The 15,425-nt window shown below is 66.0% G+C and carries 14 protein-coding genes; 13 read left to right on the forward strand and 1 reads right to left on the reverse strand.

Going from position 1 to position 15,425, the window contains the following annotated elements; genetic code table 11:
• The first annotated feature begins 116 nt into the window (after positions 1 to 116).
• Together H7J73_RS02085 and H7J73_RS02090 are read left to right on the forward strand one after the other, a co-directional pair.
• Complete coding sequence (locus H7J73_RS02085; protein ID WP_264065575.1) at positions 117 to 1,382, forward strand: thioester domain-containing protein; 1,266 nt, start codon at positions 117 to 119, stop codon at positions 1,380 to 1,382.
• A gap of 78 nt (positions 1,383 to 1,460) precedes the next feature.
• Positions 1,461 to 2,867, forward strand: a complete 1,407-nt coding sequence (locus tag H7J73_RS02090; RefSeq protein WP_264065576.1) for a styrene monooxygenase/indole monooxygenase family protein — start codon at positions 1,461 to 1,463, stop codon at positions 2,865 to 2,867.
• A 14-nt stretch (positions 2,868 to 2,881) separates the two neighbouring features.
• Here H7J73_RS02090 and H7J73_RS02095 read toward each other — a convergent pair whose 3' ends face one another.
• Positions 2,882 to 3,379, reverse strand: a complete 498-nt coding sequence (locus H7J73_RS02095) for a hypothetical protein (protein WP_264065577.1) — start codon at positions 3,377 to 3,379, stop codon at positions 2,882 to 2,884.
• A gap of 287 nt (positions 3,380 to 3,666) precedes the next feature.
• Here H7J73_RS02095 and H7J73_RS02100 point away from each other — a divergent pair, with 287 nt between their 5' ends.
• The 11 genes from H7J73_RS02100 (at position 3,667) to H7J73_RS02150 (ending at position 15,423) form a co-directional block, all read left to right on the forward strand.
• Complete coding sequence (locus H7J73_RS02100) at positions 3,667 to 4,560, forward strand: ABC transporter permease (RefSeq protein ID WP_264065578.1); 894 nt, start codon at positions 3,667 to 3,669, stop codon at positions 4,558 to 4,560.
• Positions 4,557 to 5,288, forward strand: a complete 732-nt coding sequence (locus tag H7J73_RS02105; protein ID WP_264065579.1) for an ABC transporter ATP-binding protein — start codon at positions 4,557 to 4,559, stop codon at positions 5,286 to 5,288. The genes H7J73_RS02100 and H7J73_RS02105 overlap by 4 nt, the downstream gene beginning before the upstream one ends.
• A 39-nt stretch (positions 5,289 to 5,327) precedes the next feature.
• A complete protein-coding gene (locus H7J73_RS02110) occupies positions 5,328 to 6,368 on the forward strand; it encodes an aliphatic sulfonate ABC transporter substrate-binding protein (RefSeq protein ID WP_264065580.1) in 1,041 nt (346 codons plus the stop codon).
• A 3-nt stretch (positions 6,369 to 6,371) separates the two neighbouring features.
• A complete protein-coding gene (locus tag H7J73_RS02115) occupies positions 6,372 to 7,712 on the forward strand; it encodes an LLM class flavin-dependent oxidoreductase (RefSeq protein ID WP_264065581.1) in 1,341 nt (446 codons plus the stop codon).
• A gap of 12 nt (positions 7,713 to 7,724) precedes the next feature.
• Complete coding sequence (locus tag H7J73_RS02120; protein WP_264065582.1) at positions 7,725 to 9,323, forward strand: FAD-dependent oxidoreductase; 1,599 nt, start codon at positions 7,725 to 7,727, stop codon at positions 9,321 to 9,323.
• Complete coding sequence (locus H7J73_RS02125) at positions 9,320 to 9,652, forward strand: 4Fe-4S dicluster domain-containing protein (RefSeq protein WP_264065583.1); 333 nt, start codon at positions 9,320 to 9,322, stop codon at positions 9,650 to 9,652. The genes H7J73_RS02120 and H7J73_RS02125 overlap by 4 nt, the downstream gene beginning before the upstream one ends.
• A 144-nt stretch (positions 9,653 to 9,796) precedes the next feature.
• A complete protein-coding gene (locus H7J73_RS02130) occupies positions 9,797 to 10,099 on the forward strand; it encodes a YidH family protein (RefSeq protein ID WP_264065584.1) in 303 nt (100 codons plus the stop codon).
• Between the two features lie 203 nt (positions 10,100 to 10,302).
• On the forward strand, positions 10,303 to 11,973 hold the full coding sequence (locus tag H7J73_RS02135) for an ABC transporter substrate-binding protein (RefSeq protein WP_264065585.1): 1,671 nt from the start codon (positions 10,303 to 10,305) through the stop codon (positions 11,971 to 11,973).
• A gap of 11 nt (positions 11,974 to 11,984) precedes the next feature.
• Positions 11,985 to 12,905 (forward strand): ABC transporter permease, encoded by a 921-nt coding sequence (locus H7J73_RS02140; protein ID WP_264065586.1) that lies wholly within the window; start codon positions 11,985 to 11,987, stop codon positions 12,903 to 12,905.
• Entirely contained in the window at positions 12,902 to 13,780 is an 879-nt protein-coding gene (locus H7J73_RS02145; RefSeq protein ID WP_264065587.1) for an ABC transporter permease, read from the forward strand. The genes H7J73_RS02140 and H7J73_RS02145 overlap by 4 nt, the downstream gene beginning before the upstream one ends.
• Complete coding sequence (locus H7J73_RS02150; protein WP_264065588.1) at positions 13,777 to 15,423, forward strand: dipeptide ABC transporter ATP-binding protein; 1,647 nt, start codon at positions 13,777 to 13,779, stop codon at positions 15,421 to 15,423. The genes H7J73_RS02145 and H7J73_RS02150 overlap by 4 nt, the downstream gene beginning before the upstream one ends.
• The last annotated feature ends 2 nt before the right edge of the window (positions 15,424 to 15,425 follow it).

The following is a 15,425-nucleotide window of genomic DNA, read 5'->3' on the forward strand; positions in this document are numbered from 1 at the left end:
TTGTCGTGCGCTGTTGTTGTTGTTGATTTTCTGACGCCGTAATTCCTGCGTTCTAGCCCGCCTACCGCGGCGGAGAGCTGTTCGCGCTGCTCAGAGCCCCCGGAAAGTCAACTCGCATGACCATGCTGTCCGCAGAAATCCTTCAGCCGGTTCGGACCCGTCCGGCGGTGACCGTTCGTCGCCGGGTACGCCCGCGTCCTGCCGCCGAGATCAGCAGGATGACCCGCTACCGGGGCGGGACCTATTCCCACACCGTCGACACCATCGCGTTCACCGACGGCACCACGGCGCGCACTGACCTGATCCGCCTGAACCCGAACATCGAGGCCTACTCGTTGGACTTCACGGGCATCGCGCCGATGACTCCGTCGCGCTATGCGGTCGACAGCTGGTCGGCGCTGCCCAACCTGCGGGCCCACGTGTTCGAGGCAGAGGTGGACTGGATTCTGCGGAACTCGTTCCCACACTTGCGAACTGGCGACCTGAGCAAACGGCTGCGGGCTGCCGGCTATCCCCTTGGCCGGGGCAACATCTCCGAGCATGAGGCGATCGCGGCTACGCAGGCCGCGATCTGGCACCTGACCAACGGCCTCGAGCTCGACACCCGGCCGCGGAATGTCCCGAGTCGGACTGTCCGCACCACGGACGGCGTCATCGCCGAATTCGACGATGAGCCCGAATTGGGTGGGTACACCGTCGATATCACCGCTGACGCTCCTTCGACTGTGGTGTTACAGAAGTCGACAGACGGAAAGTCGTGGCGCGACGTCGCATCGTCAGCGCTGACCGTGGCCGAAGGCGTTGGTAATCATCGGAAGTCACTCGGAGTGGGTGCCACCATCGCGGCGAGCCGACACGGCCGGGGTCGGCGCGGGCACCGCTTCTACCGCCTGCGGGCGATCGGCAGCGCGACGATCGGCGAAATCGGTTTCTCGCTCAACGGATCAGGCTCCTATCGCAATTCGGAGCGGACCGTCCATCTCTACAACTATCTCCTTGCTGGTGCCCGCCGGGCACGCGCAACCAGCACCGCCCCACGGTTGAGCGCGGCGGGCGCCAGTGCCGACGCCGGTCTGATCGGGCCGTTCCGCCTGAGCTTCACGAACTCCGCGGCGCTGAGCGTGCCTACGGGTGAACTGGTTGGCTCCGACGGTGCCGAGATCAGCGGACCGATCCAGCCCGGCACCGTTTTCTACCTGCGACCGCACCCGGGAACGGCATCGTCGACGGTCACCATGACCGTCCCTGGCGGGGTGGACGGTTTCGGTGGCCGGGTGCTCACCGGCGTCGCACTCGACGAGGCAGCCAATCGGTTCACCCCGTTGGCCCTTGCCGTACCCGCCAATCTGGTGGTGGATTTCGAGATCAGCTGGGGCCGTTAGCCTCCCGCCCTCGGGTCTTTAGAATCACCAATGGCGAAATACTGCCGATGGCGGCCGCACCGACGGACGATCGTGGCCATGAGTTCATTAGGCCCATCGCAACAACGAACCGTGGCCATCATCGGTGCCGGGCAGACGGGAATCGCTGCCGCATTGGGCTTTCTGAACGCAGGATTCGATGTCACGGTCTTAAGTGACCGCGATCAGATCAGCTTGCGCACTGACATCCCGGCAACCGGAACGGCGGTCACCTTCGCCGCATCGCAGGCCGCCGAGCGTGAGCTCGGACTCGACGACTATGCCGGTCGCGTCCCACTGGTGACGGGGCAGAGCACCCAGATCTTCACCGGAGTTGGGGGGAACCGGCAGGATCTCCTCGACTTCGACACCACCTATCTCGACGGGGCGCGGGCGATCGGGGTGGACACCCGGCTCAAGGTGGACGAACGACTGCGCGAATTTACCTCCAGGGGAGGTCATTTCGTCATCTCGCAGGTCACTGCGGATAGCCTCGACGAGATTGCGGCCAGCCATGACCTGACCCTCGTCGCCACCGGCCGCGGTGGTCTTTCGGGATCGTTCCCCGTCGACGAATCCCGCACGGTGTACGACTCGCCGCAGCGCACGCTACTGATGGTGACCCTCACCGGCCTCGAGCACGGTTCCGATGTCTTCGCCCATCGCAGTCCGGTCGGCGGCGAGCACAACACGTTTGCGGTCAGCGAAGAGCAGGGCGAGCTGTGGTGGGGGCCGTACCTGCACAAGGATGCCGGCCCGTCATGGTCGTTCCTCGGCTTCGCCAAGCGGGGCAGCGACTGGGAGAAGCGGTTTTCCGCGGCGCAGGATGCCGCCTCAGCGCACCGGATCGTTCTCGACGTCCACCGCGATTACGTCGACTGGGATCTTCCCGAGGTTTCGGCCACCCGGGTGATCGAGGAAGATCCGCACGCCTGGTTGTTAGGTGCGGTCACCCCCACCGTCCGCCACGCTGTAGGAGTCACAAAGAGCGGCCATCCTGTTCTGGCCCTTGGTGATACGGCGATCTCCTTCGATCCCATCGCCGCCCAGGGCGCCCAGGGGGGTCTGATCCAGTCGGCACAGCTCGTAGCCGCCGCCCGTGACTACGACGGTCCATTCGACGAGCAGTGGTTGCGCGGGACCTTCGAACACTTCTGGGAGAGCAGGGGCCGCGCCGCCACGCTCGTCACCCGCCTTTTCCTTGGCGACGCCGAGCTCGCGCACTATTCGCAGCTGTTCTTCGCGGCGGCCGCGAGCAGCCCACGTTTCGCATCGGCATTGTTCGGCCTCATCTCCGACCCGACGCCGCTGCTCGGAATAGATACCGAGGAGGCCGCGCGCGACTGGGTCGCCGGGATCGCCGGCGAGCCGGTCGACGATCTACTCGCCAGGTCGGCCGCGTCCGGATTTCGCTACTCGACCTACACCCCCCAAGGCGCAGAACAGCATTCGGTGGCCCAGGCGTAATTGCCAGGGGACCGTCACATCGCCGCCAGGGCTGACCGCAGCCGACCGCCGAGGTCGCCGCGGCCGGAGACATACAGCGGTCCCATGCCATCTGACAGCAGCAGTCGCAGTTTGGCCATCCCGCGGGCGGTGACTGGTCGGGGCGAATGCAATCGCAATGTCACGGTGTCGACCAGATCTACGGCGGACAGGACATCTGGGCGGTGAGCCCAGGAACGTCCCGTCCATGGCGCGGGAAGAGTGCGGGCGTCCTCGACCGCCTGCCGCAACGACCGGGCGACCGCTTCCCGCTCGGCGACCGTGACGAGCCGGCGCGCATGGATACCGATTGCGCTGTGGGGCGATGCTGTTGCGCCGTTGGCCAGCAGCCGGTCATAGCGTGTCACGAGCAGGCGCGCCGTGAGTCTGGCCAGCAGCGGAGCCTGGGATGAATAGCCTCCGGCGGCGGGCGACGTCCACTCGACGTGCCCGACACCGTGGTGATTGTTCGTCGGACCAAAAGGACCCGTCATCGTCTCTACCTCTCTCGCCGCGCCGTTGCGGCTGCTGCGCGTCGTCGATGCCAGCACCACGATCATACGTTCGCCGGATGCGCGAAATCGGCGGGAAATAATCGTGCCGATTTGATAGCTCCCGTCACGTCCACTCCTGCGACATGGTGGAGACCAAGAGGTTGCACGCGAATGGCCCGTGTGCGCAACCGAATGTGTGTTCCGGCGGTCTGCCTCTGCTATGACGCCGTTCCGACGCGACCGCATCACGCCACCCCGGAAGCGAGAGCGACCGAGAGAGAATCTGTATGACTGACACCAGCTTGCTCCCGACGACGGCGCCCCCCGACGCCGAGGGCGTTGCTGTGTCGCGGCCGCGTCGGGAAGTCTTTGTGCCCGCCGACAACCGCCGTCAGAGTTCGTTGAGAACTTGGTACCACCGACTGCGCTGGCCATTGGGGATCTATACGACACCCGTGGTGATCATCATCGGGTGGGAGCTTCTTGCGCGAATAGGAGTTTTGCCTCCGGCCTACGCACCTGCCCCGACTGACATCATCCACGCCGCAGCGCAGCTGTGGCAGGACGGTACCCTCGCGCCTGACTTGGCGATCTCCCTGCAGCGAGCGGGCATTGGTCTGGCGCTCGGGTTGAGTATCGGCATCGTGACCGGCGTGCTCGGCGGAGTCCTGCGCAGTGGCGAATACCTGTTCAACGGGCTGGCGCAGATCCTCAACACGGTCCCGCTGCTCGCGGTGCTGCCGCTCATGATCGTGTGGTTCGGTATCGACGAACTCACGAAGGTGCTGCTCATCGCGTTCGGTGCTGGTGTACCGATGTACCTCAACCTCTTTGCCGCGATCCGCGGTGTGGACCAACGCTTGATCGAGATGGCCCGCACAACAGGCGCGGGCGCGTGGCGGGTCGTCACCCGGGTGATGGTTCCCGGCGCGCTGCCAGGATTCTTGGTCGGTCTGCGGTTTTCTCTGGCCTACAGCGTGCTTGGCCTGGTGGCCGCCGAAACGGTGAATGCGAATGAGGGACTGGGATTCCTGATCACCCAGGCGCAGACCTATCTGCAGACCAACACGGTCTTCGTCGGATTGGTGATCTACTCCGTCCTCGGGTTGATCGCCGACCAGGTGGTCCGGATCCTCGAGCGGGTACTGCTGCGCTGGCGGCCCAGTTATGAGGCAACGTGACGGCTCCTGCAGCGACCGCGCCGCGCCAGCAGACCGGTGTGCTGGTCGAACAAGTGGTGCGGCGGTTCGGTGACCGCGTCATCCTCGACCATCTCGATCTCACCATCGCCGATGAGGAATTGGTGATCCTGCTCGGCCCCTCCGGCTGCGGAAAGAGCACCCTGTTGCGGTTACTCGCCGGCCTGGACAAACCCGACGGCGGCCGAATCGAAGTGCCGGTCAGCCGGGCAGTCGTCTTTCAAGCTGACCGGCTCCTGCCCTGGCAGCGGGTACTACATAACGTGACACTGGGCCTCAGCGGAGCCGACGCCAACTCACGCGCCCGCAAGGCACTCGCCGAGGTCCATCTCGACGGTCGCGAAAAAGCCTGGCCCAAAGAACTTTCCGGTGGGGAGGCGCAACGCGTTGCGTTGGCCCGTGCGCTGGTTTCCGAGCCCGAACTGATCCTGCTCGACGAGCCGTTCGCGGCACTGGACGCGATCACCCGGCTTCGCATGCACGAGTTGGTGCGTGAACTCCGCCGCAAACACCATGCGTCGATGTTGTTGGTCACTCATGACGTCGATGAGGCGATCGCCCTGGCTGACCGCATAGTCGTGATGGCCAACGGGCGGATCGAGACTGATCATCGTGTCCAGCTCAGCGCCGCCGACCGCGCAGCCGGCGTTGCCCGCGAGGAACTTCGATCAGCCCTGCTGATCGATCTCGGCCTGGCCGCCGCGCACTGACCACATCCGCTCACGTGTTCCAACTCCCGAGGAGAACCCATGTCCACCAGGTCATTCCGCTACATCGGAGTCGTTACCATCCTGGCCGCGGCCAGTCTGGTCGCCTCGTGCAGCTCCGATGTCAAAGGTCCCGAGGCGCCGTTGAGCACCGCGGGCGGGGGCGACCATCCGGAGTGGAACCAGCTGACCTTCACCATCGGTGACAACGGGGGCGACGGCAGCGAGGAGCTCGCCAAGGTAACGGGGGCGTTCGACAATGCGCCGTACAAGGTCAAGTTCGCGCGGTTCGACTACGGCCCACCGCTGGTGCAGGCCGCCGCCTCCGGCGATATCGACCTCGGTTCCGTCGGTGACGTGCCGCCGATCACGGGAGCGGCAAAGCAGTTCGGCTTCAAGGTCGTCGGGGTGCAGCGCGGGGCCGACGACACGAAGGCGGCAGAGAACATCATCGTGCCGAAAGATTCGCCTGTTCAGAGCCTTGCTGACCTGAAGGGCAAGAAAATCGCGGTGCCCCAGGGCAGTTCGGCGCACGGCCTAGCTCTGTTGGCCCTCAAAAGCGTGGGTCTGAGTCCGAAGGATGCCGAGTTGGTCTATCTCAGCCCGGCGGCAGGCGCGACGGCGTTCAACACCGGCAAGGTCGACGCATGGTCGATCTGGAACCCGCAATCCGCGGTAGCGGTCGCGGACGGTGCTCGGATCATCGCGAAGGGCCTGCCACCCATCGACCAGGTGAACAATTACTACGTTGCCGGCGACAAATCGCTGACCGACCCGACCCGACGTGCGGCGCTGACCGACGTGCTCACCCGCGTCGCCCGGATCTTCACCTGGGCCCAACAACATCCCGACGATTACGCCAAAGCCGTCGCCAAGGAGACCGGGGTTTCCCTCGAGGATGCCAAGGCGACAGTGGAGTCCTTCCCGTTCAAGATCACGCAGGTACTACCGGAGGACGTCAAGTCCGAGCAGGCTCTCAGCGACGCATTCTCCGAAGCCGGCGAGATCCCGATCAAAGTCGACTTCACCACCGTGACCGACAACATCCTGCCGGACGGTTTCGACAGTTCGAAGTTGTCGTAACCGATGGCCGGTGTTGTGCAGCGTCAGCTCCACCTCAATGCCTTCCTGATGGAGGCAGGTCACCACGAGGCGGCGTGGCGGCTGCCGCAGAGCAACCCGCGGGCCGATTTCGACCTGGCCCACTGGATCGAGCTGGCCAAACTCGCCGAGGCGGCCAAATTCGACTCGTTGTTCCTGGCCGACGGTCCATCGCTGACCGGAACCGGTGAGTTCCGGCCTCCCGGTCAGCTCGAACCACTGACGCTGTTGACCGCGCTGTCGCAGCACACCAGCCGGATCGGTCTGATCGCCACTGTGTCGTCGACCTATAACGAGCCGTACAACCTGGCACGTCGCCTCGCTTCGGTCGACCATGTCAGTGGGGGACGGGCGGGCTGGAATATCGTCACCTCGGCCGGGGCGGACGAGGCCGCGAACTTCGGTCTCGTGGATCGGCCCAATCACGCTCTGCGCTACGAGCGGGCTCACGAATTCCTCACCGTCGCTAAGGCGCTCTGGGACAGTTGGGAAACCGAAGCGGTACTCGCGGACAAGAGCACCGGACGGTACGCCGATCCGACGCGCCTGCACGCCGTCGATCATGTGGGTGGTCACTTCCGGGTGGCGGGCGCGCTCAATGTCGAACGTCCGCCTCAGGGACATCCGCTCCTGGTGCAGGCCGGATCGTCGGAGGACGGCCGGAATTTCGCCGCCCGCCACGCGGAAGCCATCTTCACAGCGCACCAGACCTACGGGCGGGCGGCTGAGTTCTATCGTGATGTCAAGGTCAGGGCGCGGGCGGCCGGGCGCAACCCGGACAGTGTGGTGATACTGCCGGGGATCGTGCCGTTCATCGGATCGACGGAGAAAGAGGCGGCAGATTTGGCCCGGCAGTTCGACGACCTGCGGGTGCCCGAATACGGTCTGGCGCAGCTGGCGTGGAACTTCGAGACCGATCCGTCGGTCTTCTCTCTTGATGAGCCGCTGCCCGACTTCATCCTGGCCAGACCGGAACTCGAAGGCTCCCAGAGTCGTTCAGATCTGATCATCGAACTCGCGGTTCGGGAGAACCTCACGGTTCGCGAAATTCTGTCCCGCCTCGGCGGCGGACGAGGGCACTTCACGTTCGTCGGAACCCCGGACCAGGCGGTCGACACCATTGTCTCCTGGTTCGAGGGCGGCGCCGCGGACGGCTTCAACATCATGGCGCCCGCGTTGCCATCGGGGTTGGAGACCTTCATCGAGCACGTCCTGCCGATTCTGCGCAGCAAAGGACTGTTCCGGGAGGACTATCAGGGCGTAACGCTGCGCGAGCACTACGGCCTGCCGACCCCGGCCAACCAATTCCATGCCATTGCGGATTGAAAAGGGAACGTCATGACAGGCGACTTCACGAACGATGCTGCGGCACTCACGCTGTCGACCGATGTACTGGTGATCGGTGGCGGGCCGGCCGGCACTTGGGCGGCCATCAAGGCAGCGCAGGCCGGCGTCGACGTCGTCCTGGCGGACAAAGGCTACACCGGTTCCAGCGGTTCCACCGCGTCGGTCGGCACCGGCGTCTGGTACGTCGACGACGTACCAGAACTTCGGGAAGCGGCCATGGCCAGCCGCGAGGGTCTGGGCGGCCACCTGGCCGACCGGGGCTGGATGACAAGGGTGCTCGACGAGACCCACGCCCGGATGGACGAACTCGCGACGGTGCAGCGTTACCCGTTTCCCGTCGGCCCCGACGGCCGCCAGATCCGTGATGACCTGCAGGGGCCGGAATACATGCGCAGGCAGCGCACGCGGGTGCAACGCCTGGGTGTCCGCATTCTGGACCACAATCCCGCACTGGAACTTCTCGTCGATGGCGACGGTGTGGTGTCCGGCGCGGTGGCACTCGACCGCACACGCGGTCATACCGTCCGCATCGAGGCCAAGGCTGTCGTGCTGGCGGCGGGCGGATGCGCATTCCAATCCAAATCGCTTGGCTGCGACGTGAATACCGGTGACGGCGCGCTGCTGGCCGTCGAGGCCGGGGCGGTGCTCTCGGGGATGGAATTCTCGAACTCGTTCGCCCTCTCACCCAAAGGCGCCTCGCTGACCAAGACCGCCTACTACTCGTGGGCCACCTTCTATCGCGGCGACGGCTCGGTCATCGAGGGAGCGGGCAGCGCGCGTGGCCGCACCCTGATCGCCACCACTCTGGACGACGAACCGGTGTTCGCGCGGATCGACCGGGCCACCGAGTCCGAGCGCGTCGCCATGCGCAAGGGACAACCCAACTTCTTCCTGGTCTTCGACCGCCTGGGCATCGATCCGTTCACCGATCTGTTCGAGATCACCCTGGTGGCCGAAGGCACGGTGCGCGGGACCGGTGGGGTTCGGGTCGTCGACTACGATTGCGCCACAGACGTTCCCGGTCTGTATGCGGCGGGCGACACCGCCACCCGGGAGTTGATCTGTGGTGGTTTCACTGGCGGCGGCAGCCATAACGCGGCATGGGCGGCGTCATCGGGAAGCTGGTCGGGCCGGGGCGCGGCAGAGTTCGCCGCCCGACGGTCGCGGCCGACGGGGACATTGCGGGCACTGGGCGGGGCGGGACTCCGTCCGACCGGTCGCAGCGGAGTGGACTACCGCGACGTCGTCACCGAGGTTCAGCGACATGTCCTGCCGCACCGGCACAACTTCCTGCGGCACGCGGACTACCTGGAACCGGCCCTGCAGTCGCTGCACGACACGTGGTCGGTGGCCCGGGCCGGGCTCAGCGGCGCGGGCGAAGATGTGTTCCGGGCCCGCGAGGCGGCAGCGATGGTCGCGCACAGCCGCTGGATGTATCACGCTGCGCTGCAACGCACCGAGACCCGAGCGATGCACAAGCGCCTCGACCGTCCGGCTCTTGATCCCGGTCAGCAGTACCGGCAGCTGAGCGGGGGACTGGACGAGATCTGGACGCGCCCCGAGCGAGTCAGAGTCGGACGGGCCGCGTGATCGAAGTCGTCGACGCCGACCGGTGTATCGGGTGCGACCGCTGTATCGAGGTATGCCCGACGCGGGTCTTCGACAGGGGTGCGGACGGAATCCCGGTCATCGCCCGACATGACAGCTGCCAGACGTGCTTTCAGTGCGAGGCGTACTGCCCGACCGATGCCCTGTTTGTTGCGCCGCTCCTGATTGCGGCGCAAGCGGATTCGCCATTCCGCGATGTCACCGCGCTGGCCGATGCCGGTCTTCTGGGCGGGTATCGACGTGAACTCGGCTGGGGCAAGGGGCGCAAGCTGGGCGCCAGGACCGCCGTGGGGCCTGAGTATCCCGACTGAGCCAGGCTCCTTCCGTCGCGGCGGATACTGCTGGGCGCCCCATCGATTGCGTTCTGTGTGAACAGAACCAGTGAACACCTGGCGGGCTGCGGTAACACTGAAACCCGGGAGCAGATGCGCGTCCGCTCAGGAAGGTGGCTTCGGGTGGAGGGCGATGACCCGACCGGGCGATCCGGTCCCCACTACCGGATGCGGCTGGCCAATGAGCGGACCTTCCTGGCGTGGCAGGGCATGTCACTGAGCTTGCTTGCTGCGTCCGTGGCTGTTCAAAGTTTCTCCGCACCAGCGATTTCGCGAGTTTGGAGTGCCTTGGGGATCGTTCTGGCCGTGCTGTCCAGTGCGACCGCCGTCGCCGGGTTGGTGCGCTGGAGACGTATCGAGCGCGGACTCGTCGGCGCAGCGGGCAACGTCGACCCGAAGGCAGACCAAGGATGTCGGTGCGGCTGACTGTTACGCAGCCGTATCCCGGACGGCCTCGAACGTGTCTGTGTGACTGTGTCCTTATGTGACGGCCAGGCAATCACGCCGATTTGATTGCTACCCGAGCGGGCCGCAATGCCGGATGGTGGCGGAGCCATCATCGGCGAGTTCCGGCCACGGGTCACCGGAGCGACGCGATGCTCACTGATCGACCGAAAGACCTGCCAGCGATGTCTACTTCCCGAATTGCCCTGCGCCGTGCCCTCCTGGGCCTGACCGGGGCGTCCGTTCTCCTGATCTCGGGCTGCGGGGGCAGCGGCTCGACCGGCAACACGCCGTCGGCCGCGGCGGGGCCGCCGGTCAGCGGAGGTTCGATCGTCTACGGTGCCGACCGCGAGCCGACCTGCCTCGACCCGCACAACAACGGCGATATGCCGCAGACCTACGTGGCGCGGCAGTTCCTCGACTCGCTGGTCTCCGAACAGCCGGATGGCACGGTGGTGCCGTGGCTGGCCGATTCCTGGACCACGTCACCGGACGGATTGATCTACACCTTCAAGATCAAGCAGGGGGTGAAGTTCCACGACGGCACGCCGCTGGACGCGGCCGCGGTCAAAGCGAACTTCGATCAGATGCTGGATCCGGCGACGCAGTCGTTGACCGACACCGGGTACCTGCGGCCGTACTACGCGTCGTCCCGCGCGGTTGACCCGTCGACCTTCGAACTGACGCTGAAATCTCCGTACTCGGCGTTGCTGCCCGTGCTGTCGCAGGCGTTCTTCGGTATCGAGTCACCGAAGGCGATGGCCCGCGGGCTCGACGCCAACTGCCAATCCCCGGTCGGCACCGGACCGTTCATCGTCAAGGGTTGGGTGCACGGTCAGAGCGTCGAATTCGACCGCAACCCCGACTACAACTCGGCCCCCGCCAACGCCAAGCATCAGGGCCCGGCCTATCTCGACCATGTCAGTTGGAAGTTCCTTGAGGACGGTTCTGTCCGCTTCGGTGCTGTCCAGGGCGACGGTGCCGACCTCATCTTCAACCCGCCGCCGCAGCAGAACGCCGCGCTCAAGGCCGACCCGAACCTGGCGCTACAGGAATTCACCCACACCGGGTTGCCGAACGGTTGGGCGCTGAACACCACGCGCTTCCCATTCACCGATACCGCGGTGCGGCAGGCGTTCATCCACGGCGCCAACGCCGAGGCATCGGTGAAGAGCGCCTATCTCGGCGTGTTCAACTGGGAGCCAGGGCCTTTGACATCGACGACGCCGTTCCTGGACAAGGATCTGCGCGACTACTACACCCACGATGCTGCCAAGGCGAACCAACTGCTCGACGCCGCAGGCTGGACGCAGCGGGACGCCGACGGTTACCGGACCAAGGACGGTAAGCAGCTGGCCGCCACGGTGATCTACTCATCCGATCCCGGTGACACCCCGCCCACCGATGTGACGCTCTACCAGGACATCCAGGCGGCCGAGAAGGAAATCGGCTTCAACGTCATCCTCAAGCCGATTCCGCAGGACCAGTACTACGCCGCCTTCACCGACAAGAACTCGTACGACGCGCTGGCCGGCGCGTACTGGAACAGTCCGACCCCGCTGGTGCTCACCTTGCTGTACTCCACCGACTCGATGAACCTCGCCCCGGGCAACAACATGTCCTGGGTGTCCAATCCCGCCATCGACGCGCCGCTGAAGGAGATCGCCGCCGCCTCGGACGTCGAAACCCAGAGGCATCTTTACGACCAGGTGCAGCAGCTCGTCGCGCAAAACGCCTACCACCTCGGCCTTTACCCGCAGACCACCCGGCTGGTCTCGAAGAAGCACCTGCAGGACGTCTGGATCGAGCCGTCTGAGGGTGAGCCGGTCTTGCACGACGCGTGGCTCGCCAAGTGACGGCGAGGCGGGTGATAGCCCGCCTCGCAGGTGTGGTCGGCGTCCTCTGGGGCGCCGCGACGCTGACGTTCGTCATCGAACAGTTGATGCCGACCGATCCGGCGCTGACCATCCTCGGCGGCGCGGGTGCCAAACCCACTCCCGAGCAAATCGCCGCTGTGCGAGCGCAATACGGTTTCGACAAGCCGGTCATCGTGCAGTATCTCGACTATCTCGGCGGGTTGCTGCGCGGTGATCTCGGCACGTCGTACGTGCGCAAGCAGCCGGTGTCCGACATCATCGGCCAGCAGCTCGGTTCGACGCTGACGCTGACCATCGCGGCATTGGCGGTGTCCTGGCTGATCGCGGTTGTCGTCACGCTCCTGACGGCGCACCGCAGCCGCGCGCTGGCCGCAGTCGGTTCGGGCCTGGAGACGCTGCTGGCTGCACTGCCGCAGTACTGGCTGGGCATCGTGCTGCTGGTGGTGTTCGCGTTCACGCTGCACTGGCTGCCGGTGGTCGGCGACGGTGGGCCCGAAGGGCTGGTGCTGCCCACGCTGACCCTCGCCCTTCCGCTGGCCGGATTCCTCGGACAGGTGACCCGCGACGAGTTCTCCTCGGCGATGGAACAGCCGTTTGCGGTCTCGGCGCGGGCGAGAGGAATGAGTGACCTGGCGGTGCGCTGGCGTCATGCACTGCGCCACGCAGTGCTGCCGGGCCTGACGTTATCGGGCTGGGCGCTGGGCTCATTGTTCTCGACCGCGGTGATCGTCGAGGCGGTCTTCGTGCGAGCCGGCCTGGGCCGGGTGCTGGTCGATGCCGTCACATCGCAGGACATGCCCGTGGTGGTCGGGGTGACGCTGTTCGTGGCCGCGGTGTACGTGGTGGCGAACCTGTTGGTGAATCTCGCTTTTGGGCGGATTGATCCCCGACTGCGGAGTGCGACGCGATGACCGTCAACGTCGCGGACGGACTCACCGCCGCCCACGCCGCACCCGCGGTGGTCCGGGGCCGGGGCGGTCGCGCGATCCGACCGGCCGTCTGGCTCTCGGCACTGTTCCTGTTATTGGTGCTGGCCTGGGCCGTGGTGCCCACGGTGTTCACCAGCGGTACCCCCTTCGATACCGATATCGACGCGGCGGTGCAGGCGCCCTCGCTGCAGCACTGGTTCGGCACGGACGCCTCTGGACGCGATATCTACACCCGCGTCGTGTTCGGGGCCCGCAGCTCACTGTTGATCGGGATCGGGGCCACGGCGCTGGCATTGGTCGCCGCCGTCGTGTTCGGCTTCGCGGCCGGGCTCGGCGGGCGGTTCACCGACGGTGCGATCAGTCGCTTCCTGGAAGTACTGCTGGCGTTGCCGGGCCTGTTGTTGGCGTTGGTGTTCATCGCCATGCTGGGGCCAGGGGTGTCCACCGAGATCGTGGCGGTCGCCCTTGGTTCGGCGGCGGGTTACGCGTGGATGATCCGCGGTCAGGTGATCGCCGTCAAGGACTCCGGTTATGTCACTGCCGCAACGGCATTGGGGCACAAGCGGTCGCGCATCATCGCCAGGCACGTATTCCCGAACGCGATGCGGCCGCTGGTGGTGCTGGCCACCATGGGCGTCGGGCAGTCGATCGTATGGTCATCGTCGCTGAGCTTTCTCGGTCTGGGTGTGGCCCCGCCCGCTCCGGAGTGGGGTGCCATGCTCGACGCCGGGCGTGACTTCGTCTCGACGGCCTGGTGGCTTGAGCTGTTTCCCGGGCTGGCGATCGTCGGCTGCACTCTGTCGGTCACCGTCCTCGGCCGTCACCTCCAACAGCGACTCGAAGGACGGCTGAGATGACCGCATTGCTGCGCGTCGAGGACCTGACGGTCGCGTTCGGCCCCGGCGAACCGGTGGTGCGCGGAGTCTCCTTCGACCTGGCGCCCGGCGAATGCCTGGCCATCGTCGGTGAATCCGGCTCCGGGAAGAGTGTGACCGCCCGAACGTTGCTCGGCCTGGCCGGCGCCGGTGCGCAGGTCGACGCGAAAGCACTGGAACTGCAAGAGAACACACTGCTGCGCAACCGAGACCGCGATTGGCGGCGAATTCGGGGCAGACAGGTCGGTTTCGTCCTGCAGGATGCCCTGGTATCCCTGGACCCGCTACGGACCGTCGGCCACGAGATCGGCGAGACACTGCGGCTGCACCGATACGGCAGCCGTCGACGGCGCAAAGCAAAGGTGTTGGAATTGCTTGCTGCCGTTGGTGTTCCCGAACCCGAGTTGCGGGCGCGGCAGCTTCCGCACGAACTCTCCGGAGGGCAGCGGCAGCGCGCACTGATCGCGTCGGCGATCGCGCTGGATCCGCCGCTGCTGATCGCTGACGAGCCGACCACCGCGCTCGATGTGACGGTGCAGGCCCAGATCCTCGACCTATTGCGGGCGATGAAAGACCGGGGTACAGGCCTGGTCCTGATCAGCCACGACCTGTCGGTGGTGAGCAGGCTGGCGGACCGGGTCGCGGTGATGCGCGACGGTGTATTCGTCGAACAGGGTTCCGTCGCCGAGGTGCTCAACTCGCCGAGCCATCCCTATACGCAGACGCTGCTGAACGCAGTGCCCGCTGCCCACCGCAAAGGCACTCGGCTGTCCGGTGTTTCGCCACGAGGCGCTGATCCGGCGGTGGACCGCCGCCGCGCCGACCCGCCTACGGACGGCGTTCTGCTGGCGGCCGAGGGACTGGTCAAGCGTTTCCGGGGACCCGACGGTGTCGAACGCACGGCCGTCGCCGATGTCTCGTTCACGATCGGCGTCGGGGAGACACTCGGTATCGTCGGTGAGTCCGGTTCGGGCAAGACGACCACCGCTCGGCTGGCGCTGGCGCTGCTGGCCCCCGACGAGGGCACTGTCACATTGGCGGGGCAGCCGTGGAGCGAGCTGACCGAGGCGAAGCGCCGGCTGCGTCGACGGCAGATCTCGGTCGTCTACCAGGATCCCTTGAGCTCCTTCGATCCTCGCTGGACGGTTCGCCGGATCGTCGAGGACGCGCTGCCCGTCGAGTTGTATCCGGACGGTGCCGCCAGACGGCGGCGTACCGAGGAACTGCTCGCCGACGTCGGGCTGGCCGCCGAGCACGCCGATCGGCGACCGCTGCTGCTCTCTGGCGGGCAGCGTCAGCGTGTCGCTATCGCCAGGGCACTGGCCCCCGAGCCGGCACTGATCGTCTGCGACGAACCCGTGTCCGCCCTCGACGTCACCATCCAGGCCCAGGTGCTCGATCTGCTCGCTGATCTACAGCAGCGGCTCGGTCTGTCATACCTGTTCATCTCCCACGACCTTGGCGTGATCCACCATGTCGCCGACCGGGTACTGGTGATGCGCGATGGCCGGGTCGTCGAAGCCGGCGCGGCCGCAGATATATTCGCCGCACCACAGGACCCCTACACCCGTGCGCTGCTGGCAAGCCTGCCCATCGCTGAGCCCCAAACCACCCCCGGAGGCTGACC

The sequence above is a fragment of the Mycolicibacterium komossense genome (genome assembly GCF_025822605.1).
GTDB lineage: Bacteria > Actinomycetota > Actinomycetes > Mycobacteriales > Mycobacteriaceae > Mycobacterium > Mycobacterium komossense.

Excerpts from the sequence above, each read along its gene's own strand:
- H7J73_RS02100 (WP_264065578.1), top strand. The coding sequence starts at position 3,667 with ATGACTGACACCAGCTTGCTCCCGACGACGGCGCCCCCCGACGCCGAG.
- H7J73_RS02150 (WP_264065588.1), top strand. The coding sequence starts at position 13,777 with ATGACCGCATTGCTGCGCGTCGAGGACCTGACGGTCGCGTTCGGCCCC.
- H7J73_RS02115 (WP_264065581.1), top strand. The coding sequence starts at position 6,372 with ATGGCCGGTGTTGTGCAGCGTCAGCTCCACCTCAATGCCTTCCTGATG.
- H7J73_RS02095 (WP_264065577.1), bottom strand. The coding sequence starts at position 3,379 with ATGACGGGTCCTTTTGGTCCGACGAACAATCACCACGGTGTCGGGCAC.
- H7J73_RS02090 (WP_264065576.1), top strand. The coding sequence starts at position 1,461 with ATGAGTTCATTAGGCCCATCGCAACAACGAACCGTGGCCATCATCGGT.
- H7J73_RS02085 (WP_264065575.1), top strand. The coding sequence starts at position 117 with ATGACCATGCTGTCCGCAGAAATCCTTCAGCCGGTTCGGACCCGTCCG.
- H7J73_RS02145 (WP_264065587.1), top strand. The coding sequence starts at position 12,902 with ATGACCGTCAACGTCGCGGACGGACTCACCGCCGCCCACGCCGCACCC.
- H7J73_RS02120 (WP_264065582.1), top strand. The coding sequence starts at position 7,725 with ATGACAGGCGACTTCACGAACGATGCTGCGGCACTCACGCTGTCGACC.
- H7J73_RS02110 (WP_264065580.1), top strand. The coding sequence starts at position 5,328 with ATGTCCACCAGGTCATTCCGCTACATCGGAGTCGTTACCATCCTGGCC.
- H7J73_RS02135 (WP_264065585.1), top strand. The coding sequence starts at position 10,303 with ATGTCTACTTCCCGAATTGCCCTGCGCCGTGCCCTCCTGGGCCTGACC.